This window comes from Defluviimonas sp. D31, from assembly GCF_033436765.1.
In the GTDB taxonomy this organism is placed as follows: Bacteria; Pseudomonadota; Alphaproteobacteria; order Rhodobacterales; family Rhodobacteraceae; genus Albidovulum.
The window spans coordinates 1-23,032 of sequence record NZ_JAWQFN010000009.1 but is presented as its reverse complement, the minus strand read 5'-3'; the positions used below and the strand labels follow the sequence as shown (position 1 = coordinate 23,032).

At 63.8% G+C, this 23,032-nt stretch carries 19 protein-coding genes and 1 pseudogene; 12 read left to right on the top strand and 8 right to left on the bottom strand.

Annotated elements, in window-relative coordinates:
- Nucleotides 1-11 precede the first annotated feature (11 nt).
- The 8 genes from nosZ (at nt 12) to R5H32_RS15355 (ending at nt 7,347) form a co-directional block, all read left to right on the top strand.
- Nucleotides 12-1,925, top strand: a complete 1,914-nt coding sequence (gene nosZ, locus R5H32_RS15390) for a TAT-dependent nitrous-oxide reductase (RefSeq protein ID WP_318339576.1) — start codon at nt 12-14, stop codon at nt 1,923-1,925.
- Between the two features lie 3 nt (nt 1,926-1,928).
- The gene (locus tag R5H32_RS15385) at nt 1,929-3,179 is read left to right on the top strand and encodes a nitrous oxide reductase family maturation protein NosD (RefSeq protein ID WP_318339575.1); all 1,251 of its coding nucleotides are present in this window, start codon (nt 1,929-1,931) and stop codon (nt 3,177-3,179) included.
- A complete protein-coding gene (locus R5H32_RS15380; protein WP_318339574.1) occupies nt 3,172-4,071 on the top strand; it encodes an ABC transporter ATP-binding protein in 900 nt (299 codons plus the stop codon). The genes R5H32_RS15385 and R5H32_RS15380 overlap by 8 nt, the downstream gene beginning before the upstream one ends.
- Nucleotides 4,068-4,889 (top strand): ABC transporter permease, encoded by an 822-nt coding sequence (locus R5H32_RS15375; protein ID WP_318339573.1) that lies wholly within the window; start codon nt 4,068-4,070, stop codon nt 4,887-4,889. The genes R5H32_RS15380 and R5H32_RS15375 overlap by 4 nt, the downstream gene beginning before the upstream one ends.
- Entirely contained in the window at nt 4,886-5,398 is a 513-nt protein-coding gene (locus R5H32_RS15370; protein ID WP_318339572.1) for a nitrous oxide reductase accessory protein NosL, read from the top strand. Before R5H32_RS15375 ends, R5H32_RS15370 begins: the two co-directional genes overlap by 4 nt.
- On the top strand, nt 5,395-6,315 hold the full coding sequence (locus R5H32_RS15365; RefSeq protein ID WP_318339571.1) for an FAD:protein FMN transferase: 921 nt from the start codon (nt 5,395-5,397) through the stop codon (nt 6,313-6,315). Before R5H32_RS15370 ends, R5H32_RS15365 begins: the two co-directional genes overlap by 4 nt.
- A gap of 24 nt (nt 6,316-6,339) precedes the next feature.
- The gene (locus tag R5H32_RS15360) at nt 6,340-6,720 is read left to right on the top strand and encodes a cytochrome c family protein (protein WP_318339570.1); all 381 of its coding nucleotides are present in this window, start codon (nt 6,340-6,342) and stop codon (nt 6,718-6,720) included.
- A gap of 399 nt (nt 6,721-7,119) precedes the next feature.
- Nucleotides 7,120-7,347, top strand: a complete 228-nt coding sequence (locus R5H32_RS15355) for a hypothetical protein (protein ID WP_318339569.1) — start codon at nt 7,120-7,122, stop codon at nt 7,345-7,347.
- Nucleotides 7,348-7,899: 552 nt separating this feature from the next.
- On the opposite strand, the gene R5H32_RS20985 is transcribed toward R5H32_RS15355, so the two are convergent.
- The 4 genes from R5H32_RS20985 to dctP all read right to left on the bottom strand — a co-directional run bounded on the left by R5H32_RS20985 (nt 7,900) and on the right by dctP (nt 12,028).
- Nucleotides 7,900-8,139, bottom strand: coding sequence for a hypothetical protein (locus R5H32_RS20985; protein ID WP_412099031.1), 240 nt, complete (start codon nt 8,137-8,139; stop codon nt 7,900-7,902).
- Nucleotides 8,140-8,153: 14 nt separating this feature from the next.
- Complete coding sequence (locus R5H32_RS15345) at nt 8,154-9,509, bottom strand: TRAP transporter large permease subunit (RefSeq protein WP_318339568.1); 1,356 nt, start codon at nt 9,507-9,509, stop codon at nt 8,154-8,156.
- Between the two features lie 3 nt (nt 9,510-9,512).
- Nucleotides 9,513-10,838 (bottom strand): TRAP transporter small permease subunit, encoded by a 1,326-nt coding sequence (locus R5H32_RS15340; protein WP_318339567.1) that lies wholly within the window; start codon nt 10,836-10,838, stop codon nt 9,513-9,515.
- A gap of 89 nt (nt 10,839-10,927) precedes the next feature.
- Nucleotides 10,928-12,028: a TRAP transporter substrate-binding protein DctP gene (gene dctP / locus R5H32_RS15335; protein ID WP_318339566.1), complete on the bottom strand. Its 1,101-nt coding sequence runs from the start codon at nt 12,026-12,028 to the stop codon at nt 10,928-10,930.
- 252 nt (nt 12,029-12,280) lie between these two features.
- On the opposite strand from dctP, the gene R5H32_RS15330 reads away from it, so the two are divergent.
- From R5H32_RS15330 to R5H32_RS15315, 4 genes and pseudogenes are all read left to right on the top strand, one after another.
- Entirely contained in the window at nt 12,281-12,616 is a 336-nt protein-coding gene (locus R5H32_RS15330; protein WP_318339565.1) for a hypothetical protein, read from the top strand.
- A 29-nt stretch (nt 12,617-12,645) separates the two neighbouring features.
- Nucleotides 12,646-15,738 (top strand): M14 family zinc carboxypeptidase, encoded by a 3,093-nt coding sequence (locus tag R5H32_RS15325; protein ID WP_318339564.1) that lies wholly within the window; start codon nt 12,646-12,648, stop codon nt 15,736-15,738.
- Nucleotides 15,739-15,797: 59 nt separating this feature from the next.
- Nucleotides 15,798-15,992: pseudogene (locus tag R5H32_RS15320) on the top strand (hypothetical protein); the annotation flags it as partial.
- A gap of 144 nt (nt 15,993-16,136) precedes the next feature.
- Entirely contained in the window at nt 16,137-16,259 is a 123-nt protein-coding gene (locus tag R5H32_RS15315) for a hypothetical protein (RefSeq protein ID WP_318339563.1), read from the top strand.
- A gap of 169 nt (nt 16,260-16,428) precedes the next feature.
- Here the strand turns inward: R5H32_RS15315 and R5H32_RS15310 are convergent, their stop codons facing one another.
- The 4 genes from R5H32_RS15310 to R5H32_RS15295 form a co-directional block, all read right to left on the bottom strand.
- Nucleotides 16,429-16,572 carry a hypothetical protein gene (locus R5H32_RS15310; RefSeq protein WP_318339562.1) on the bottom strand — a complete coding sequence of 48 codons (144 nt, stop codon included), beginning with the start codon at nt 16,570-16,572 and terminating at the stop codon, nt 16,429-16,431.
- Between the two features lie 46 nt (nt 16,573-16,618).
- Nucleotides 16,619-17,278: a hypothetical protein gene (locus R5H32_RS15305; RefSeq protein ID WP_318339561.1), complete on the bottom strand. Its 660-nt coding sequence runs from the start codon at nt 17,276-17,278 to the stop codon at nt 16,619-16,621.
- 3 nt (nt 17,279-17,281) lie between these two features.
- A complete protein-coding gene (locus R5H32_RS15300) occupies nt 17,282-18,679 on the bottom strand; it encodes a selenium-binding protein SBP56-related protein (protein ID WP_318339560.1) in 1,398 nt (465 codons plus the stop codon).
- 1,089 nt (nt 18,680-19,768) lie between these two features.
- Nucleotides 19,769-23,002, bottom strand: a complete 3,234-nt coding sequence (locus tag R5H32_RS15295; protein ID WP_318339559.1) for an Ig-like domain-containing protein — start codon at nt 23,000-23,002, stop codon at nt 19,769-19,771.
- Nucleotides 23,003-23,032: the final 30 nt, after the last annotated feature.

Here is a 23,032-nt window from a genome sequence, read left to right as displayed (position 1 = left end):
AGGAGATCGGGATGTCTGAAGCCTTCAAGAAACTCGCCATGACCCGGCGCGGCATGCTCGGCGCGACCGCCGGCAGCTCGGTCCTGGCCGCGACCGGAGGGGCCGGGCTCGGCCTTCTCGGCGCCACGCCCGCCCGCGCGCAGGGCCCGAGCCCGCACCTCGCGCCGGGCGAACTCGACGAGTATTACGGCTTCTGGTCCTCGGGCCAGACCGGCGAGCTCAGGATCATGGGCGTGCCCTCGATGCGCGAACTGATGCGGGTGCCGGTGTTCAACCGCTGCTCGGCCACCGGCTGGGGCCAGACCAACGAGTCGCTCAAGGTCCTGACCGAGGGGCTGACCGAGGAAACAAAGGCCTTCCTGGCCTCCCAGGGCAAGGTCACCTATGACAACGGCGACCTTCACCACCCGCACATGTCCTTCACCGACGGGACCTATGACGGGCGCTACCTCTTCATGAACGACAAGGCCAATACCCGCGTCGCGCGGGTCCGCGTCGACGTGATGAAATGCGACAAGATCATCGAGATCCCGAACGCCCACGACATCCACGGCATGCGGCCGCAGAAGTTCCCGCGCACCGGCTATGTCTTCGCCAACGGCGAGCATGAGGCGCCGCTGGTCAACGACGGTAAGGTGCTGGATGACCCCAGCCAGTACGTCAACATATTCTCGGCCATCGACGGCGACGAGATGAAGGTGGCGTGGCAGGTCATGGTCTCGGGCAACCTCGACAACACCGACTGCGACTACCAGGGCAAATACGCCTTCTCGACCTCCTACAACTCGGAAATGGGGATGAACCTCGCCGAGATGACCGCGAGCGAGATGGACCATGTCGTCGTCTTCAACATCAAGGCGATCGAGGAGGGCGTCGCTGCGGGCGACTTCCAGGAGCTGAACGGGGTGCCGGTGATCGACGGGCGCAAGGGTTCGAACAAGAACTACACCCGCTACATCCCGATCCCGAACAGCCCGCACGGCGTGAACACCGCGCCGGACAAGAAGCATGTCGTCATCAACGGCAAGCTCTCGCCCACCGTCTCGGTGATCGACGTCGACAAGGTCGAGGCGCTCTTCACCGAGGATGCCGATCCGCGGTCCTGCATCGTCGCCGAGCCGCAGCTTGGTCTCGGGCCGCTTCACACCGCCTATGACGGGCAGGGCAACGCCTTCACCACGCTCTTCCTCGACAGCCAGGTCGTGAAGTGGAACATCGACGCCGCGATCCGGGCCTTTGCCGGCGAGGACGTCGATCCGATCATCTCCAAGGTCGACGTGCACTACCAGCCGGGTCACAACTCGACCACGATGGGCGAGACCTCCGAGGCGGACGGCAAGTGGCTCATTTCGATGAACAAGTTCTCCAAGGACCGGTTCCTGAACGTCGGCCCCCTGAAACCCGAGAACGAACAACTCATCGACATCTCCTCGGACGAGATGAAGGTGGTCCACGACGGCCCGACCTTCGCCGAGCCGCATGACAACATCCTCGTCCACCGCTCCAAGGTGAACCCGCTCAACGTCTGGAAACGCGACGACCCGATGTGGGAAGACGCGCGCAAGCAGGCCGAGGCCGATGGCGTCGATCTCGACTGGGGCCATGACGAGCCGATCCGCGACGGCGACAAGGTCAGGGTCTACATGTCCTCGGTCGCGCCGGAATTCTCGATGGAGAAATTCACCGTGAAGGAAGGCGACGAGGTGACGGTCTACATCACCAACATGGACGATGTGGACGACGTGACCCACGGCTTCTGCCTGTCGAACTACGGCATCGCGATGGAGATCGCGCCGCAGGCCACCGCCTCGGTCACCTTCAAGGCGACCCGGCCGGGCGTGCACTGGTTCTACTGCCAGTGGTTCTGCCACGCGCTCCACATGGAGATGCGCGGCCGGATGTTCGTCGAACCGAAGGCTGTCTGAGCCATGATGCTGCTCCGGGCGCTCCTGATCCTGCTCGCGCTGCCGGCTTCGGCGGCCGAGTGGGACGTGGCGCCCGGGGCGCTTTCCCAGACCATTGCCCGGGCCGGGGCCGGCGACACGCTCCTGCTTCGGCCCGGGACCTACCGCGAAAGCGTCACCGTCGACCGCGCGGTCACGATCGAGGGCGGCGGGCAGGCGGTGATCGACGGCGGCGGCAGCGGCACCGTCATCACCGTGACCGCGCCGGACGTGACGCTCGCGGGGCTCACCGTGATCGGCTCCGGCGCCTCGCACGAGACGCTCGATTCCGGCATCAAGCTCACCAAGGGCGCGACCGGCGCGGTGGTGCGCGGCAACGTGCTGAAAGGCAACCTGCACGGCGTCGACGTCCATGGCGCGCGCGACGCGCTCGTCTCCGGGAACGTGATCGAGGGCCGCCGGGACCGCCACATGAACGCGCGCGGCAACGGCGTCTATGTCTGGAACGCGCCGGGCACGGTGGTGGAGCAGAACGACATCCGCTGGGGCCGCGACGGCATCTTCGTCAACACCTCGAAGCGAAACATCTTCCGCGACAACCGCTTCCGCGAGCTGCGCTTCGCGGTCCACTACATGTACGCCAATTTCAGCGAGGTCACCGGCAACCTCTCGATCGGCAACGACCTCGGCTATGCGGTGATGTTCTCGCGCCGGGTCAAGGTCGCCGACAACATCTCGATCGGCGACCGCGAGCATGGGGTGATGCTGAACTACGCCAATGACGGCGAGGTCACCGGCAACCTCGTGCGCGGCGTCAAGGACCGCTGCGCCTTCCTCTACAACGCCAACAAGAACACCTTCACCGGCAACCGCTTCGAGGGCTGCGAGATCGGCATCCACTTCACCGCCGGCTCTGAACGCAATACGATCACCGGCAACGCCTTCATCGGCAACCGGACACAGGTGAAATATGTGAGCACCCGCTGGGTCGAGTGGTCCGACGGGGAGCGCGGCAACTACTGGAGCGATTTCGCCGCCTATGACGTGAACGGCGACGGCATCGCCGACACGCCCTACCGGCCGAACGACAGCATGGACCATGTGCTCTGGACCCAGCCCTCGGCCAAGCTGCTTCTCGGCTCGCCGGCCGTGCAGCTCGTGCGCTGGTCGCAATCGGCCTTCCCGGCGCTCTTGCCGGGCGGTGTGGTCGACAGCCACCCGCTGATGCGTCCGGTCGAGATCCCGGTACCCGATTGGGAGACGAACCATGACTGATGCCGTCCTGAGCATCGCCGCCGCCACCAAGGAACGCGGATCGCTGCGTACGCTGAACGCGGTCTCGCTCGACTTGCGCGCGGGCGAGCGGGTGGCGCTGCTCGGCCATAACGGCGCGGGCAAGACCACGCTGATGAAGCTGATCCTCGGCCTCACGCCGCTATCGGCGGGCCGTATCACCGTGGACGGCGCCGCACCCGGCAGCGCCTATGCCCGCGCCGCCACCGCCTATCTGCCCGAGGCCGTCGCCTTCCACAAATCGCTGACCGGGCGCGAACAGCTTGCCCTTTTCGCCCGCCTCGCAGGCGTTTCGACCCGAGAGGTCGGCCCGCTTCTCGACCGCGTCGGGCTTGCCGACGCCGCCGACCGCCGCATCGGCACCTGGTCGAAGGGGATGCGCCAGCGCCTCGGCCTCGCACAGGTCCTCCTCGGCCGGCCCCGTGTGGCGCTGCTCGACGAGCCGACGAGCGGGCTCGACCCGATCTCGCGCCACGAGCTTTACGCGATCATCGACGAGCTTGCGGCCGAGGGCGCGGCGGTGCTGATCGCCTCGCACGCGCTGACCGAGGTCGAGGCCCGCACCGACCGCATCGCGATCCTGAGCCGCGGCGATCTCGTCGCCAACGACACGCTCGCCAATCTCTCGCGCCGCGCAGGCTTGCCGACTAAGCTCCGCATCCGTGCCCTGCCGGGGGCGGCCGACGCGATCGCCGGCCAGACCGGCGGCGCGCGGGTGAACGGCGCCTCGGTCGAGATCCTCTGCGCGCCGGAGCGCAAGATGGAGGAACTGCGCCGGCTTTCGCATCTCGGCGACCTCGTCGCCGATATCGAGATGACGCCGCCGGGGCTCGAAGACCTCTACCGCCACTATGCCGAAGGAGGCCGGACATGAGACGCGCCCTTGCTATCGCCCGGGCGGAGTTCCTGATCGTCCGCCGCAACCGCTGGGTCTTCATGGCGACCCTGATCATGGTGCTCTTCGCGCTCGCCCTGACCTTCGCGGGCAGCGCGCCGACGGGCGCGCTCGGGGTCGACATGCTGACCGTCTCGGTCGCCTCGATGACCACGCTCTCGGTCTATCTCGCGCCGCTTCTCGCGTTGATGATGGCCTTCGACTCGATCGCCGGCGAGGCGGAACGCGGCGGGCTCGCGCTGATCCTCTCCTACCCTGTGAGCCGGGGCGAGATGCTGATGGGCAAGTTCATCGCCCATCTCGCCGCACTCGCCTTCGCCATGACGGTGGGCTTCGGCGCGGCCGGCGCGGTCGCCGCCTTCGCGGGCGGTGCGGCGCCGGAAAGCATGATGGCGCTCCTCCGCCTGATCCTGACCTCGATCCTCCTCGGCGCGGTCTTCCTCGCGCTCGGCTACATGATCTCGGCGCTTTCGGGCAGTTCCACCGGCGCGGCGGGCATGTCGGCCGGGCTCTGGCTGATCTTCGTGGTTCTCTACGACCTCGGCCTTCTAGGTGCTCTGGTCCTCGACAACGGCGGCGCGTTCACCCAGACCGCCTTCCCCTGGGTGATGGCCGCCAACCCCGCCGACGCCTTCCGGCTCTGGAACATCGCCGCCTCCGACGCCGTCGCGCTGACGAGCGGCATGACCGGCGCCGCCACCGCGCTGCCCGCCTGGGCCGCACCCCTGTCGCTCTGCCTCTGGCCGGTCCTCGCGTTCCTGCTGGCCCGGCTTGCCTTCCGGAGGGTCGAAGCATGAAACGTCTCCTCATCGCCGCGCTCCTGCTCGCCGCCTGCAAGGAGGAGGTCGCGAAAGCCCCCGATCCTGTGCCCTTCACCGGCGAGACCCTTGCCCATTTCTGCGCGATGAACGTCGCCGAACATGGCGGGCCGAAGGGGCAGATCCACCTCGAAGGCATTCCGGAACCGCTGTTCTTCGCCCAGGTCCGCGATGCCGTGGCCTATCTGAAAAGCCCCGAGCGCGACGCCGCCATCGTCGCGACCTATGTCACCGACATGGGCAAGGCCGCGAGCTGGGACGAGCCCGGTCCCACGAACTGGACGCCGGCCGACACCGCGGTCTTCGTGGTCGAGGCCGACGTCGCGGGTGGCATGGGCGCGCCCGAGATCGTACCCTTCGCCGATCCCGCCGCGGCCGAGGCCTTTATCGGCCGCTACGGCGGCCGCGCCGTGCCGCTCGCCGAGATCCCCGACGAGGCGGCACTCGCCCCGGTCGACCTCGACGCCAAGCTGGAGACGCCGTCATGACGCGCCCCTTCACCCGCCGCCGCTTCCTGACCATCGCCGCCGCGACGCTCGCCGCCGGGGCAGGGCGGGCGGAATCCGCTGCCACCGAATGGCACGGCGTGGCCCTTGGCGCCCCGGCCTCGCTGACGATCCGCGGCGACCGGCACGCCGCCGAGACCGCGATCACCAGTGTTCAGGCCGAGCTGCAACGGCTCGAGCGCATTTTCAGCCTCTACAACTCCGACTCGGCCCTCGTGCGGCTTAACCGCAACGGCTGGCTCGCAGCGCCGCCGTCCGAGCTTCTGGAGGTGTTGAGCCTGTCCGGCCAGGTCCACCGCCAGACCGGCGGCGCCTTCGATCCGACGATCCAGCCGCTCTGGCAGGCCTATGCCGAGGCGGCCGGAGAACCCGGCCCGAACCGCATCGAGACGGCCTGGGCGCAAGTCGGCTGGCAGCATCTGCGCTTCGACGCAGACGAGATCGCTTTTGCCCGGCCTGGCATGGCGCTGACGCTGAACGGCATCGCCCAGGGCTACATCACCGACCGCATCGCCGCCCTCCTGAAGGCGCGCGGCCTCACCGACGTGCTCGTCGACATGGGCGAGATCGCCGCACTCGGCACCCGCGCCGATGGCACTCCCTGGCGCGCGGGCATCGCCGCGCCGGACGGCCGAATCCTCCATCGGGTGACGCTGAGCGACCGCTGTCTCGCCACCTCGGCGCCCTCGGGGACCGTGCTTGATCCCGCCGGCGAGGTTGGCCATATTTTCGATCCGCGGCGCCGCGCACCGGCCGAGGCGCAGCGTGTGGCATCGGTGTCGGCGACGTCCGCGGCACTTGCCGACGGGCTGTCGACGGCCTTCTGCCTGATGACGCCGGCCGAGATCGACGCCGCCGTGGCAGAGCTGCCCGGCGCAAGAGTTGAAACCCTGATCTGACCATCCAACGAAGAGGAGTATCCAATGACCAGACAGATCGCGATCGCCGCCCTCATCGCCGCGAGCTTTGCTGCGCCCGCCTCCGCCTCCGGCGACGCCGCGGCCGGCGAGAAAGTGTTCAACAAGTGCAAGGCCTGCCACGCGGTCGGCGAGGACGCCAAGAACAAGGTCGGCCCGATCCTGAACGGCATCGTCGGCGCCGCCGCGGGTCAGGTCGCCGACTTCAAGTATTCCGACGGCCTGGTCGCCAAGGCCGGCGAGGGCCTGACCTGGGACGAGGAGACGCTCGCCGCCTTCCTCGCCAAGCCGAAGGATGTCGTCGACGGCACCAAGATGTCCTTCGCCGGTCTCAAGAAGGAAGACGAAATCGAGAACGTGATCGCCTATCTCGCGACCTTCGAGTAATCGCGGCCCGAGGCGGGCCAAACCCAAACGCCACGACCCGCGGCGGCACCCTGCCGCGGGATACCGCTTGACTGCGGAACCGGCAGCTCCCGCCGCGTCGTTCAGGCGGTATTCCCCCGGCACCGCGGGATGGGGCGCCGGCAATGCGGGACGTATCAGGAGGGTTCGGCCAGGACCGGGCTCCCGACCGGTCGAACCGCTCGATTGCATGTAGTTGAGGACTCCGGGCCGATCGGCACATGCCGATGGCCGGGGTAGGTTGCCTCCGCACCCTGCCAGCCTTTTCCGCGCGGCGGAAATTGGGGTAGAGTTCCCTGCGGGTGGTTATGCCGGATGCCACCGTGCAGCCAGAGTTCGCGCGCAATGTCTGGCGCGAAAACCGCCGCGGAGGAGGGAAAGATGCCTCATTACAACGAGATGTTCGAGCTGTCCGTCGAAGACATGGATCTGATCGAGACGGCCTTGCGGCGCAACCGTGACGCGCTTTCGCAAGCCTTGCTCGAGCGGTCCGCCGGAGCGCACGATGACCGTGCTGAAACCCTGCGCCGAATTCAGGAGCTGTTGGGACGGCTGCACAACCAGAAGATATTCTATCGCCCCAGGTCCGGCATCTACGTCGGAGGCTAGCTGTCGCCCAGGCCGGGAGTCGTCAATCTTCGCCGCGCGTCCAGCCGGACGTGAGACCGTCAATCTGCGAACGTGTCTGACGTGAGCGCTGACCGGGCAGATTTAGAGGTTTGAGCATGTATGTATGCCCCCATTGGTGCAATTATGGATGCCCCAATTGGTGCAGTGGTTTTTTGAACGGCTCAGGCGTGTGATCGGGTGCGGTCATGTATCAGGCCTCTTTTTGCGGCGCTGACGTGGCCGCGGGCCGGTATGGCGATGCGCGGATCAGAGGCATATCAACGGACCGAGTTCGTTGGCTCCTGCAAAAACATTTGTTTCTGACCCGAATCTGATCGATCCTTTGCCCTTACTGTTGAGTGACCTCCTAACACTTCCGACGTGCCGGGACGAATTGGCAAGCGTGATGCGCTCAGACCAGTGCCGCCACCGGGTCTCGGTAATCCTCTTGCCCGTCGTCAACGTGACAAAGCGCATGGTCGGACGCAGGGCGGTGTCGACGATCGCCTCTGCGGCGGCAGTATCATTCTTCTGCCTCTTCACGAACGGCCATCATGCGGCGCGTGCCAAGTCACCTTGCTGTCCAACCAGATCAGCAGAGCCCCGCGCGCATTGAGCGCGTGATTTAATCTGGACCGGTGCCTCGGGCGGTGGCGCGCAGGCGTTGGCTTCGTCATTCAAAACGTCGATCCGCATGGGTTTGCAATTTGAAACCTCCCGCCCGCCGAGTTCTGCAGCAACGCCGTTTGAAACCATGATCTCAGACTCTGAAACCGGATGTTCGAAGTGCATCGTCCGAACTTGGCTCACCTGTAGACGAGATCTGGCAGCCAGGTAATGACCTCGGGCGCCAACATGCACACCGTCAAACCTACAACCTGAAGCAACAGGAACGGGATCGCCGAACGGAAGATATCCGACATCGGGATCGAGTCCGGGGCTACCCCGCGCAGATAGAACAGGGCATAGCCGAAGGGGGGCGACAGGAAGCTCATCTGCATGTTTACGAGATAGAGAACTCCGAACCACAGGACCAGATCATCGGTGGTTTCGAAGCCGAACGCCGCCGCGCCGAGGGATTTGATGATCGGCACGAAGATCGGCACGCACAGAAGCAGGATGCCGACCCAATCGAGGAACATGCCGAGGATGATCAGGATGATCTGCATCACTATCAGGATGCCCCAGGGGCCGAGGCCGGCGCCCTGCATCGTCTCCTGCACGAATTGCTGACCGCCTTCGAGGACGTAAAGTCCGACGAAGATCGTCGCGCCGAACATGATCCAGATGACCATCGCGCTGGCCTTGAGCGTAGTGATCGAAGCCTCCCGGATCGTCGGCCAATCAAGCCGCCGGTGAATGGCCGCGACGATGAACGCGCCGAAGGTGCCGATGCCGGCCGCTTCCACCGGAGTAGCAACGCCGGAGAAGATCACGCCCAGAACGACCGCGATCAGCATGATCGGAGCCGACATCTTGCCAAGAAGCTGGAACTTTTCCCGCGTGCTGACGCGCTCGCTCAGCGGGATCGGGGGGCCGAGGTCCGGATTGATATAGCAGCGGATGGTCACATAGAGAATGTAGAAACCCGAGAGCATGAGGCCGGGAATGACCGCGCCGATGAAGAGCTCTCCCACCGATTGTTCCGCGACTACGGCATAGATGATCGCCAGGATCGAGGGCGGAATCAGGATGCCGAGCGTACCGCCCGCCATGATCGCCCCCATCGCGATCTTGGGGTCGTAGCTGCGCTTCAGCATCGCCGGCAGCGCGATGATCCCCATCGTGACAACCGCCGCGCCGATCACGCCGACCATCGCCGCAAGGATCGTCGAGGCGATGATCGTGGCCGAGGCGAGCCCCCCTTTCACACCGCCGAGGACCTTGTAGATCACGTCGAACATGTCGTTGATGATGCCGGCTCTCTCAAGCATCGCGGCCATGAATATGAACAACGGGATCGCCGAGAGCTGGTAGTTCGTCATCAGGGGAAAGATGCGGCTCGGCACGATGTTCAGTGCCCGCGCGTCACCCAGAAGGAACAGGAAGACGCAGGCCAGGCCACCCGTAACGAAGGCAAGCGGCAGCCCCGCCATCAGCAGGGTCAGCAGCGAGCCGAACATGATGAGCGTCAGCAGCTCGATGGAAATATCCAGACCCATGCCTCAGGCTCCCCTCGCGATCGCGCGAATGTCTTTTGATATTTTGGAGACGCCCTGCAGGACCAGCAGGACGCCGCCGACGAACATCATCCATTTCATCGGCCAGAGTGGGACTTCCCACTCGTTGAAGCTGATTTCGCCCCAGCGGATCGCGGGATCGGTCCAGTCCCGCAGCGACAAGCCCCCGATCATCTCGCCGAAGCCGATCTGGCCGCGTGCCCAGTTCGAGACCACCGAATTGCCCGAAGGCACGGCGATTGCGTCCATCGCGAAGATGTAGGAGGTGACAAGAAGCGTGCCCGCGAAGATGAAGAAGAAGACGGATGTCAGCAGATTGGCCCAGGCTTTCTTCGGACGGGTGAGCGGCGCATAGAAGATGTCGACCCGCACATGGCTTTCGGTCAGCATCGCGTAGGCGCCGGCAATCAGGTACTGCATGCCGAACATGAGATACATCGACTCGTGCGCCCAGTTGGTCGGCGAGTTGAAGACGTAACGGCTGATGACCTCGTAGTAGTAGACGAAGACCGCGATCACCGCCCAATAGCTGACGAATTCGCCGGCATAGAGCGACAGCCTGTCGATCCAGTTTTCGGCCCATTCGTGGTCCGCCTTGCGCGCGTCAGGATCGATCTGGGCTGCTTTTTCAGCCATTTCCTCGTCGATGAGGCTCTGCTCCTGCGGTTCCAGCGCGGCAAGGGCGTTAGCCCTGCGGACCAGTCCCGGTACCAGAAGCGCGTCGATCGCAAGCAAAGCAAGGATCGCGTAGAACGCATAGCGCGCCACGTTGCCCCAGAAGGCGCGATCCGTCCGGGCTGACTCGGCGATGGGTTGCGCCGTTGCCAGATCGGCCTCGGCCAACGCGATGCGCTCCCGACCTGTGACGATGCCGTCCTCTGCGCGCTTCAGCCGGCGCTCGGCGCTCTTCTTCGCGAAGGAACCGGCTTCCGCCGCTTCCGCCTCGGCGCGGAACTTCTCGATGTCGACTTCGGCGGCCTCGAGGCGCGGCCGTTCGCGTTCCAGCGTGCGCTCGGCCACTTTCACGAGGTTCGTCGCGTCCGACATCGCGGCACGCGCATCGCGTTCCTGCGCATTGCCCCACAGGACGCAGAGGAAGATCGGAATGTAGACGAAGCCCAGCAGGCTCTTGAGGTAGAAACGGTGCAGCCCGAGTATCCCGCCGGTCACGAGGATCAGATAGGCAAGCGGGACGCTGTATCCCGGCCGCGCGGGTTTCGCCCTGCGGGCCAGGATCATTCCGGCAACAGGAAAAAGGATCAGACCGAGCCAATAGGCCCAATGCGGTAGCGTGAAGTCGATGTTGGGCATTGCGGGGTTCCAGCGATTGGCCGTGCCTGTTGGCAGCAAGGGCCCGTGCGAGGTTTCCGCACGGGCCCGTCGTCAGGTCGGAGACCGGCTCAGATGTTTAGAGTCAGCCCCTCGATCTGCGCCGGGGTCACGTAACCGAGCGAGCCGGACATCATGTAGTCGAGTTGGATCTTGAAGACACGCGCCGCGTCCTTGTCGCGGTTGGCGTAGTTGAACCAGATCGGCACGGCGACTTCGGTCAGAAGCTCGACGTCGTCCTGGCTGAGGCGCGTGACCTCGGTCCCTTCTTCCGCGAACTTGGACCAGGCTTCCTGATCGGCCTTCTGGATCGCGGCGTGGTGCATGTCAGAATAGACGTGCGTTTCCATCTCGACGAACTGGCGCATCTCCGGCGACAGGGCGTCCCACGCCGTCTGGGCGACCGTGATATCCATGAGGTCGACCGGCTGGTAGACCGACATGAAGCCCGGAGGGCCCATCGAGATGTAGTTCGTGACCTGGCTGAAACCGAGCGCGTAGTTGACCGCCGGCCCGACGTAGTCGGCGACGTCGATCGTGCCCTTTTCCAGCGCCGGGAAGATTTCCGATCCCGGAAGAACGGTGGTTTCCGCCCCGATCTCGGTGAAGACCTCGGCCACCATGCCACCTGGCAGACGCATCTTGCGGCCGCGGAAATCGTCGATCGAGCGGATCGGCACCTTGGAATGAATGATGTTGGGTCCGTGGTGAACCGGGCCCACGTAATACATTCCCTGAGCCGCATAGAGTTCGCGCGCGATCTCAAGCCCGCCGAGGCCGTAGAAGAAAACGTCGAATTCATGCGGGTTGCGGAGCGCCAGCGGATAGGACGTGAGGAACGTCGCCGCGGGAATGATGCCTTGCGCGTAGATGGTGAAGGGATTCACTGCATCCAGAACGCCATTCTTCACCGCATCGTAAAGCTGGAAGTCACCCACGACGTCATTGGCGCCGAACGGTTGGAAGGCCAGTTCACCGCCGGTCTTTTCGACGATCGTCGCGCACCAATCCTTGAAGATCTGAAGTCCCGCACCACCAGGCCAGGATGTCTGGATCTTCCACGTCGTGCCGTTGGCTTGCGCGGACGCGATGTGCGGAGCTGCGAGCGTCGTCGCCCCCGCAGCTGCGATGGTCCGCAGAGCCATACGGCGGTTGGTGAGTTGTTTGATCATGTTGTTTCTCCCCGGTTATGTAGCCCTCTCCCTTTCCGAAGCTGATGTGGCTACCTGTACGCATTGGACGTACCCGGTTTATTGGTAAGCAATTATCACCAAATGTACATATTTTTTTTGGAGAATATGTTCTCAACTCCACCCGCTGCGGGTCCCGTGGCGGCAATCTTTCAAGAGAACAGAATTTATGATATGTTCCGGCTCGTGCAATTTTCATCCAGTGATTGAATTTCTCTTGCCGAGGTTGCGTCAATGAATGATCGCAAAGGCAGATCCGCGAAATCGAAAAGTCCTGGACAGGATCTGCGTCAAGCGAAGGTGACGACCAAGACCGCCAAGCAGATGACGCGGCTGCTCGAAGGTCGGGAGATTGAACTTGTGGGCCACGGCCCTCACCAGGTCATGGATGGGACATTCGTGGCGCATATCGTCGCGACAGAGCAGGTGATTGCCAACCTTCCCAAGAACATCGGAACGATCGAGATCCAGCCGTTGAGAACGATCCCGGCTGCGGAGGCCGCGATCGGCACCGGTAATCGTTATGCCAAGGAAGGGAGCGTCCCGCACGGCGTCGGAAAGAAAGAATAGCGCCCGATTTTCTTGAGGAGATTAGCGCGGTGGCTTACCACAATCTCACGGAGCTCGAGGCCGGACTGACTGCTCTCGGCGCAACCTATCCCGCAACCTGTCAACTCATCAATCTGCCCAACCCGACGGTCGAAGGTCGTACCGTGCGCGCGGTGCGTATCGGCACGCCAGGCGACAAGCTGGCGGTTCTCTTTCTCGCCGGGTTGCACGCGCGCGAATGGATGCCGCCCGAGATCTGCATGTCGCTCGCCGCCGACCTGTTAGAGGCCTACGACATGGGAACCGGCCTCACCTATGGTCCGGTCAATTACTCCGCCGCCGAAGTGGCCGGGATCATGGAGACTTTTCACCTCTATTTCATTCCGACCGCCAATCCCGACGGGTACAACCACAGCAAATCGGTCGATAGCATCGGAGGATTGGCCGGCTGGCGGCGCAACCGCAATCCGGCGCAAAGCGGAGGCAATCCGTCCTGCGTCGGCGTCGACCTGAACCGCAACTACGACGTTCTCTTCAATTACCCTTCTCACTTGTCGCCAGCAGCCGACTTGAGGTTCATCTCCACTGATCCGTGCGATCTGAACCAAGTCTACCATGGCCCGTCGCCAAACTCGGAGCAGGAGACGAACAATGTCGTCTGGATGCTCGACACCTTTCCCAAGATCCGCTGGTTCTTTGACATCCACAGCTACTCCGAGCTGATCCTCTATCCTTGGGGCCATGACGAGGTCCAGACCACCGACCCGTCCCAGAACTTCCTCAACCCAATGCGTGACGGCGCGCGCGGCGTTCCCGGCGACGCGTACAGCGAATACGTTGACGCCAACGCGCTGAGCGTGCACCAGGCGCTCGCCGAACAGATCCGGGTGGGCATCCAGGCCGTCAACGGCAACAGCTATTCGCCGGGGATTTCGTTCGGGCTCTACCCCACGACCGGAACGAGCTCGGACTACGCGTGGTCGCGCCACATCGCGGACCCGTTGAAGGCCCGTGTCTTCTCGTTCACGATCGAAACCGGCACCGCGTTCCGCCCACCCTGGGCCGAGGCCGTTGGCGTGATCGCCGAGGTCTCATCGGGCTTCCTTCGCTTCCTGCTAGAGGCGCCCTGTGTCACCTGGCCGCTCACGGTGACGGCGCCGAGTCCGCTCGAAATCGTGTTCGCCGATGTGCCGGAAGGGCTGACGACCTACCGGGCGGTCGTCTTTGAGGTAACGGGCTGCAGCCCGGCCACCGTGCGGATCGTCGCAGGGCCGACAGTCACCTCGGGCCCGCCCAGCACAGCGTTCGGTACCCCAAGCGGGCTCGTCAGCGCCACCGCCGACCCGCGGCCCAACTTCGAAACGCCGGCCTATGCCCGTGCCTGGATCTCCTATACCGGGACCAGTGACGGCGATGTGGCGACCGGCACCGTGCGCATCCGGTGCGACGCCACCGGGCAGGAATGGGACGTTCTGATCCGTGCCAATACCCGGGCGCGGCCCACGGTTGCAGTCATGCTCGCGCTCGATCAGTCGGGCAGCATGGATGATCCGGCCGGCGACCTCGGCGCGACGCGCCTGGATGTGCTACGCGAAGCCGCGGTGCGGTTCATGGAACTCATTCCTGCCAATAACGGCGTCGGCCTGGTCCGCTTCGACCATGATGCATACCCGGTTGGCGATGCCACCTATCCGGGCCTGCCGATGACCCCGATCCTGTCGGATGACATGTCGGACATGGGCCGGAGCGCCGCTCGGAGCGCAGCGGCCCTTCATGCCACCAACCCCGCAGGCTGGACCTCGATCGGCGATGGCGTGGTCATGGCCCGCAGCGTCCTGACACCGGTTACCGGATATGACGAGAAGGCGATCATTGTCTTTACCGATGGGATCGAGAACCGGCCGCTCAGCATCGCCGACGCGCTCGGTTCGATTGACGCGCGCACTTTCGCCATCGGCCTCGGCACCGAGACCCAGGTCAGCACCGCCGGGTTGATGGCACTCGCTGGGGTGCGCGATGGCTATCTGTTGCTGACTGGGCACCTGACTACGGGTACGGACGACTATTTCCGGCTCACCAAATACTTCCACCAGATCCTCGCCGGGGCTACGCGAACCGACATCGTTCGGGATCCCAGCGGCTACATCGGGCCGGGGATGACGGTCCGGATTCCGGTCAGCATTACCGAAGCTGATGTTGAGATGACGGCAATTCTGCTTGTCGACGCCCCTGTCGTGCGCTTCCGTCTCGAAACGCCGGGTGGCGACATCGTTGATCCGGGCGTTGCCGGATCCGTGGGCGCCACATTTGCCACAGGCACCCGCATGGCGTTCTACAGGATCGGCCTGCCGCTACCCATCGGCGCATCGGGCGCGCGCGAGGGGGTCTGGCATGCGGTTCTGGAGGTCGATGAAAAAGCGTGGAAGCGTTACTTCGCGAACCCGGACACCTCCCACGGCCTCGGCGCGGGCGGTCCGCATCCCTTGGGCGCACGCTACAACGTGTCGTTCCACGCCTATTCGAACATCCGGATGCAGGCGCGGTTGGATCAGTCCGGGCTGGAGCCTGGCGCGCTTCTGTCGATCCGCGCCATCCTGACCGAATACGACGTGCCGCTGACTGGCCGCGCCGAAGTCATTGCGCGTGTCGAACTGCCTGACCGCAGTATCGTTTCTCTGCCGCTCGCCGAGGTCGCAGCCGGCATGTTCGAGGCGTCAATGACGGCCGCGCAGGCCGGTCTCTATCGGATCCAGGTAGAGACCAGCGGCAACAGCCGACGCGGGCTGAACTTCACCCGAGAGCAGTCGATGACCGCGGCGGTCTTCCGCGGCGGTGATCGTCCGCTACCGAGCGATGCTGATCTCGGTCGCGGTGGCGAGGATATCTGCAGGCTCGTCGACTGCTTGCTCTCGCAGGACCTTTTGCGAAAGCTTTTGACGGAGAAAGGGCTCGATCCGGACGGGATCCGAAAGTGCTTTGAGGCCTATTGCAGTCGGCGGCGGGAGCCGAAGAAAGGCGAAGCCGCGCGCTGGACGGATGACGCAGGTACCTTTGCCCGGGATTTGCTCAAGCTGATGGCTGCCGTTCAAGAGACCGACGTGACCGCTGATCTGCGGGCCTTTTTCGCGAGGTATGGCCGTTAGATGCAGGACCGATCGGTCTCGCGCTTTCGGCATGATCGAGGCTCCGCAAGGACCGAACGATGAGCAGCCTTTTCTGGCTGACGGCCGCCGAGATGGACCAGCTTCGGCTGCTCGCCAAGCAATCGATCCACTGGATCAATTGCCGAAACGTCCTGCTCCCCAGGAGCCTTGGCAAGCCGCGCGTCGACGACCGGCCTCTGCAGAGCGGCTTTATCTTCATCAATCGCTATGGTCTGCGGTGGCTGTTGATGCCGACCTCTGGCTGTGAACGATTCACATCGTGAGCCCCTGCGGTTATAGGGGCGAATGAGCAAGCTCGCAGCCACCCGTCATGATCGCTGTCCGAAGGGATTTGTCTTCGCCGTGGTTCTCGCCGCAATCGTCATGTTCCGGCTTTGATGAAGCTGGTGAAGACTGCGGTCCGCGCGATCAGCGAACTGGAGGCGCTGATGAGCTGGGTCGGAGCGCAGCATGGAAGCGTCGCGGCCATCGGCATCGAGGCCGTCCCTTCGCCTCAGTGACAGCGTCGAGGACTGTCCGAGGCGGATCTGGACATCGCGCTGATGATGAGGGTGTGCTTGTTCGGTTCGCTTCGCGTCAGGACGCCGGCAAGCCAACGATGGCGCCGCCTCCTGACGTGGCGCAAACGTCTGCAAAGCGGTGCTGCGACCTCGAGAACGACTTGCGCGCTCAGTTGCGCGCCTTCAGGCTGATGTAGGGATTGGTGCGGCGACCGGGTTCGGCGCGCATGTCCGATAACTTGTAGGTGACATCCCTGCGGTCGCGGCTGCCATAAATTCGCTGCCGCTGGCCAGAGACGAACTGCCGGGGCAACTGGCCAAACTGCTAACTGAAGCGGTTTGCGTCGAACCTCTGCGAGTCAATGAATTGCAATCAGCGAAATGCCTCCCACGGCAATCAGGCTCAGGGCCCATACCAGGTCCAGATTGAACCAGCTCCTGGAAAGAAATCTCAACCCGAGCCAGTGGTAAACTCCAACGGCGATCATCCCGCCCGAGAATGTCATGGCGAGCGTATGGACCACGGCAACGGCGGCCGCGACCCAGGCATTGCCCGCCATCAGGTCTGCCGCAGCCTGATGGCCGACATCCGTCTCAACGGTGCGGCAGATACCGAGATAGATCGGCACCAGCATCAGGCCGGCTCCGTGGGCCATGGCCGCGAGGAAGGACCAAAGCGCAAGCCGCGTCGGCGGCACGCGGGCGAGAAAGCGTGGATGGCGACGATTGAAGAGCAGGTAAACACCGAGCCCGATCACCAGGCAGGCCGCGCCGACCTGAATTTCCCGCTGCCATTTCGCAAGGAACAGCAGCGCCGTGAACGGAAACAGGATCGCCACCATTGCGAGCAGGTGCCCTGCGGCCAGCGCCAGCAACGCTTTGTACATGCTGTAGCGCGTCCGTTCCAACAGCGCGGCCGAAACCGCCAGTGGCCAGCCCATGCCCGGATTGACCCCATGGTAGACGCCTGAAGCGACAACGGCCCACCACAGGGCCGTTGCCGTATCGATTCCGTCCACGCGTCAGACGGAGGGGTAGCAGAAACTGTCGGTCGAGCAGTCGCCGCCCTCGAGCCGGATCTGGTGGCTGCGGTAGCCCTTCGGGAACTCGACATAGAACTTCTTGTCGAGCGTCAGCCCGCCCTTGCTGCCGACATTCGCCATGACCATCGCCGCGCCCCGGTCGCCGGGGTAGAACTGGTCATCCCAAGTCGAATAGAGGGAGTTGGTCCAGTAGACCCGTTTCCCGTCTCGGCTGATCTCGACCATCTGCGGACCATAACCGAAGTCCTTGCCGTTCGGATGCTTCGCCTTCTTGACGATCCCGCCGATCTCCACCTTGCCGGCAAGCTTCGGTTTCATCGGGTCCGAGACGTCGTACTGGTGCATCTCGCCCGTGCCCCAGCAGGACACATAGAGGAACCGGTCGTCGAGGCTGAGGTCGATATCTGTCACGAGCGGCGGCACCGCCTCGAAGCCCTTCAGCATCTCGGGCAGGTCGTCGGCCTTCGCTGGCTTCGGCGGGATCGTCACGGTCTTCTTCGCGTGCCACTTGCCGCCTTCGCGCCACCAGGTCCAGATCGAGCCCTCGAGGTTCGTGGTATCCACCACGACGCCGCAGAAGCCGTATTCCTTGACCGGGTCGTGCGCGGGACGCACCTCCAGCGCCATCTGGTGGTTCTCGCCGAGGTCGATGGTCTGGACATTCTTGCGCTCGCGCAGGTTCCAGAAATGCAGCCGGTGACCGTATTTATTGGACAGGAGATCCTCGGGCACGAGACCGTTCTCGAATTGCGGCGGCAAGCCCCATTCGGAACTGACCATGTAGTCGCGCGGCAAGTTCCACCAGAAATCGTACTGCTTGTCTTGCGGACCCCGGTCGATCTCGTAGCGGCCGATCACCTCGAAGGTCTCGCAATCCATGATGAAGATGCCCGGAGGGCCGTCAGTGCCGTCCTTGCCGCCGCCGCCCAAGGTCGACACATAGATGCCTTCGGGTCCGCAATGGATCGTGTGGGGGCGTGAATAGCCGGTTTTGGCAAAGACCTCCTCCGGCTCGATGATCTTGTGGATCTTGGCCTTTAGAGGTTCCTTCACGTCGACGACGTAGATGCGTGATGAGCGGATGCCCGGAATGATCAGGTAGCGCCGCTCGAGGAAGGCATGGCCGGTCAGGGGCGAGAGTGCCGAGGAACAGGCGTTCCAGCCGAAGTGGTGAAACTCATCGCCTTTGTGCGGCATGATGACCTGATGAACGATCTTGCCGTAGGTGTCGGAGTTGGCGTCAACATCGACGACCGCCAAGCCATCGGGCTGAGAACCGTCCGGGCTCAGCATGAGCGTGAAGGCAAGCGTTTCCGCAGGAGCCTCCATGGCGAGTTTCGGAGTTGCGTGAAAAGTAGGGTCGGGTCTCAGATTCATTATCGGCTCCTCCCTAGGTGTTCAGCCCCGCATCTGTTTAATCCGATTGACGATGAAGCGGTCTGGCTCTGGAGTCCAGACTTTGCCTCTGTACCCGTCATTGTTTGTTCCCAGGATTTGATGGTGCGAGGCGCTCCGGGCGGACAGTTCATGCTGATTCCTCGAATGGAGCGTTCGAGGCAATCAGGATGTAGCCGTGCTCGTATCTTCGGGAGATCGGTTCGAACAGCGGTTCGGCACCGGCCCTTTCTGCCAGGCGACCAGACCGAGGCCGAAGGCAACTTGGGTCATGCCGGTGCCGCATGGCCCCAAGACGATGACTTGCTGACGGCACGCGATCCATTCGCAGCGCGACAGTCGCGGACCTGCATGTTGTCGAGGCGCGGGGCCGCGGCAAAGTCGAAGCTGTCGAGGCTCTTCGCGGCCCTTGACCGGACCAGCAGGGTCGCGGCCACCCACGCGCCGAAAGGACCGACAGGCGCACGACGCGGGCGCTCCTGGAGCGCCTCCTGGAAGTTGTGCCCTGCCTCCTGACCTGTCGAGCCATCGCGGCGCCATCGGTTTGGGCGCGATAGCAAGGGAATCCAGAACGCAGACCAACCCCAGAACCGGAAACAGCCTATTCCCAGCAGATGCGCGTCGGCACGATCTGCGAGGCGAGCGGGATCGCGCATGGCCTGACCAAGCCCAACCAGCCGTGGAGCCGCGAGGATCGGGAAACGGTCCGGGGGGCGTATTCGTGAATGTCGGCCAGGTCGAGCGGATGACCCCATGATAAGGAATTCGACCGTCAAACGCTTCCAATTCGAGAGCCATGGTCAGTTGCGCGCACCTCGCGGACTTCATGGCCGCCTGCAAATTCGCCCGAACGTTTAGGACGCTGCACGGTCCGATCCCCTACGACGGCATCTGCAAGCGCTGGACGTGAGTGTCGGACAGATTCACCGTCAACAGGACCCACCAGATGCCTGGACCGAAGTTCGAGGATCGCGCGATCCATCGAGACACCGTCGCCGGTCTCCGTTTCGGAGAGGAAGGATCCACTTGATGACCGGCAATAGGCGAGAGGTCCGGCGCAGGCTGCGCATATCAGGCGATCAATTCTTCGGTCAGGGCAGGCGTCGACCACGGGGTCGTGATCAGGTCGCCCGGATCGATCTCGAAGAGGCGTCCGTCCATCACGTGGCTGTTGCCGAAATCGGCGACGTAGATATGCGTCTCGCCGCTGCCGTCACTGGCCGGTGCAAGCTCGATATCCTTGACCTGAACGCTCGTGCCACTGATCGGATTCCGGTAGTTCGTCAGAAGGTCCAGCTCCGCCAGGATGTTTCCGCTGCGGTCGACTTTCCAGAAACGGCTGCTGAAGCCGCCACCGACGTAGAAGACGTCCTCGTTGGGGTCATAGGCCAGCGCCTCGACGTCCCAGGAACTCGACAGCACCAGCGTGGAATAGACCTGCGACCCGGTGTAGTCGGTTTCGACGATCTTGTGATCCGTCTCGCCGCTGAGGATGAACAGGCGGTCGTTCGCGACGTCCACCGCGGTATCTTCCGGATCGTTGACGCCGAGGGCAATCGTATCGAAGGAATACAGCAGCGTCGCCGGGTCCGCGGGGTTCACGACATACACTTCGTAGTTGTCGTCATCCGAGATGAACATCAGCTGATCCACGGCATCGAGCGCCAGTCCGGTCGGCTCGTCGGTGAAGGCGCTGGGCGTATAGCTTTCCTGCAGGAAGCCGGCGCGGGTCAGCCGGAAGATATCCGTGAAATCGAAATGCGGCTCCTCATCGATCTCGGAGTCGGAGAGAATGAAGCTGTCCGTGACAGGGTCGTAGGCAAGGCCGGACGGGTCGGGGATTCCGAAGGCGGCCATGGAGTATTGCGCGACCAGTGTCGGCGCCGATCCGCCGCCGGGGCCGGCCGCCGCGTCGATCGTGTAGCTGTCGATCAGGGTGCCGCCGCCGGCGACCGACCAGAACTCGAACGTGATGCTGGTCTCGCTCGCCTGGACGAGCATGGTGCCGTAGTCGGCGTTGTAGCGGACCTCGCTGCCTTCCACCGGTGTGGCGAAGCCGTATATGTTACTGTGTCCCCCAAGCCCCGAGACGAAATAGGGAAGAACCTCTCCGTCGTTGTTGTCATCGCGAAGGATGCGTTCGTAGACATGGTCGTGACCGGTGAGAACCGCTGTCGCGCCCCAATCCTCGAATGGCCATTGCATGAATGACAACGAACCGTGGACGTCGCCGGAGGAATAGGCCGGATGGTGAAAGTAGACGATGTTGAAGGTCGATGTCGAAGCCGCCAACTCGTTCTGAAGCCATTGACCCTGCACTGAACTGCTGATCGTGCCATCAGGCTCCTCAACATTGCTGTTCACGACAAAGAAATGCACGGAACCGATTTCGAAGTCGTAGTATCGTTCGTTCCCCGGCAGGGTGAAGTAGTCGATATACTCGGCAAACAGCCCGTCGCTGTAATCGTGGTTTCCGAGTGCCGGGAAGAAGTGATTGACGGAACTGCCGGAACCGAACGCGCCGGTGTAGTTGCCGATGTAATCGGCATAGTGTCGACCGATCTGACTGTCGACCGATTCAAGGGGATCGTAGATATTGTCCCCCGTCGTCACGATGAACTCGGCATTCAGGCTCTTGACCAGGTTGGCCACGGCGACGGTGCCGTCGCCGTCAGGCCAGTCTCCGAACGCCGCGAAGCGGATCTCGGCGACGTCGGCGACGTCGATCAGGATGGTTTCGGTCAGTGCCAGCCCACCGGAATCCGTGGCCGTCACGTCGAGCGCGACGACCGGCTCCCTCTCGAAGTCGATCCGCACGCCGTCCTTGAGTTTGAGCAGGTTGCCGAGGATCTCGAAGCGCGGATCGCTGACCGAAAAGATGTGGGTATCGCCCTGATCCGGGTCGCTCGCGCCCAGAATGCCCGCGATGGCGCCGGAAATGTTTTCTACGAACGGCCCTTGTGGAGTGAGAAGGACCGCAGTCGGCGGAGCGTTCACGCCGACCGCGACCGTGACGAGGCCGGTCGCGCTGTCGCCGTCGATGTCGGTGATCGTGTAGGTGAAGGAGTCCGAACCGACGAAGCCGGCCGGGGGGGTGTAGGTGAAGCTGTTGTTGGCACCGGCAATCACCGTTCCGCCTGCGGTGCTCACGCTGTCAAAGCCGGTGACGCTGGCCGGCCCGTCGCCGGGGTCGTCGTTTGCCAGCACATCGTCGATGACGATCGGGGTGTCCGGCGTGGTCGACACGGCATCTTGCACGGGGTCCGGGGAGCGGTCGATCGTGATCGTGGCGAGCGCCATATTGGACGGGGAGATCCCGTCCGAGACCGTGACCTCGACCGTCCGCTGAGTCGGATCGGGTGTTTCGCTCGTGTTCTGGAACAGGATGCGCTGCAACGCCGTCTGGTAATCGGCGAGTGGCGCCAGGCCGGTCAGAACGATCCGGTCCGCCATCGAGCTGGAGTCGACCGAGATGCCAGCCGGCATCCCCGCGGTATCGACCGACAGGGCATCGCCCTGCTGCGGGTTCGCCAGTACGATGGTCGCACCCACCAGATGGGTGCTGTCGCCGTCCGTGATCAGCACATCCGCTCCGGCAATCGCCACCGCCGCGGCGTTCTCCATGTAGTTCGTGGCATAACCGGTGCCGCCGCCGGGCCCGTTCAGATCGACTTGCGGCGCCTCGGTCTGTTGCGGCGGCAGGAATTCGATGTGCAGGAGCGGCGCGCCGGTGGCGTCGCCCTCGAAGGCCTCGGCCGTGCGGGTGCCGGTGCCGGTGATGATGAAGGCCATCGAGTTGAGATTGGTCCAGCCTGATCGGTTCACGATCTCCTGCACGACCGCCTTGAGATCCGGGGTTCGCTGGGCGTCGCCGGCCTCGCCCCTGGTAGTCCAGTCGGGCGGCACCCACGACGCGGACGCCAACGTCGTCATGCGTGCGGACAGACTTCCAGAAGTGCCGGTGAACGGCGCGGCATTGTCGCTGTCGTCGCCGCGGATCTCCAGCGAGGCGGCGCCGGTGCTCACCTCGTCTGTCTGGAACTGAATGTAGGCGTTGGTGATGATGGATCCCTGCGGGATGCCGATCGCGTTGAAACGGATCCCGACCGTCTGTATGTCGCCGCCGTCACTGATCAGTTCGAGATCGCTGCTGCCCGAGTAGATCGAACCCGAGGATCTTTGCTCGATGTCGTCGGCGCCTGAATTCACCCTTTGCTCGAAGGTGACAGGGGCGGCGTTCTCGGCGACATCGGTCACCGTCACCGCGATGTCCTGGCTCGCCGGGAGCCCGCCGCTGTCGGTCACGGTGACCTGGACCTCGTAGACATTGTCGGC

Bases quoted from the DNA above. Each gene is read 5' to 3' on its own strand.
- R5H32_RS15385 (WP_318339575.1), top strand. From the start codon at position 1,929: ATGATGCTGCTCCGGGCGCTCCTGATCCTGCTCGCGCTGCCGGCTTCG.
- R5H32_RS20985 (WP_412099031.1), bottom strand. From the start codon at position 8,139: ATGCACTTCGAACATCCGGTTTCAGAGTCTGAGATCATGGTTTCAAAC.
- R5H32_RS15330 (WP_318339565.1), top strand. From the start codon at position 12,281: ATGAATGATCGCAAAGGCAGATCCGCGAAATCGAAAAGTCCTGGACAG.
- R5H32_RS15380 (WP_318339574.1), top strand. From the start codon at position 3,172: ATGACTGATGCCGTCCTGAGCATCGCCGCCGCCACCAAGGAACGCGGA.
- R5H32_RS15360 (WP_318339570.1), top strand. From the start codon at position 6,340: ATGACCAGACAGATCGCGATCGCCGCCCTCATCGCCGCGAGCTTTGCT.
- R5H32_RS15375 (WP_318339573.1), top strand. From the start codon at position 4,068: ATGAGACGCGCCCTTGCTATCGCCCGGGCGGAGTTCCTGATCGTCCGC.
- R5H32_RS15355 (WP_318339569.1), top strand. From the start codon at position 7,120: ATGCCTCATTACAACGAGATGTTCGAGCTGTCCGTCGAAGACATGGAT.
- R5H32_RS15340 (WP_318339567.1), bottom strand. From the start codon at position 10,838: ATGCCCAACATCGACTTCACGCTACCGCATTGGGCCTATTGGCTCGGT.
- R5H32_RS15300 (WP_318339560.1), bottom strand. From the start codon at position 18,679: ATGAATCTGAGACCCGACCCTACTTTTCACGCAACTCCGAAACTCGCC.
- R5H32_RS15370 (WP_318339572.1), top strand. From the start codon at position 4,886: ATGAAACGTCTCCTCATCGCCGCGCTCCTGCTCGCCGCCTGCAAGGAG.
- dctP (WP_318339566.1), bottom strand. From the start codon at position 12,028: ATGATCAAACAACTCACCAACCGCCGTATGGCTCTGCGGACCATCGCA.
- R5H32_RS15345 (WP_318339568.1), bottom strand. From the start codon at position 9,509: ATGGGTCTGGATATTTCCATCGAGCTGCTGACGCTCATCATGTTCGGC.
- R5H32_RS15365 (WP_318339571.1), top strand. From the start codon at position 5,395: ATGACGCGCCCCTTCACCCGCCGCCGCTTCCTGACCATCGCCGCCGCG.
- R5H32_RS15315 (WP_318339563.1), top strand. From the start codon at position 16,137: ATGAAGCTGGTGAAGACTGCGGTCCGCGCGATCAGCGAACTGGAGGCG.
- nosZ (WP_318339576.1), top strand. From the start codon at position 12: ATGTCTGAAGCCTTCAAGAAACTCGCCATGACCCGGCGCGGCATGCTC.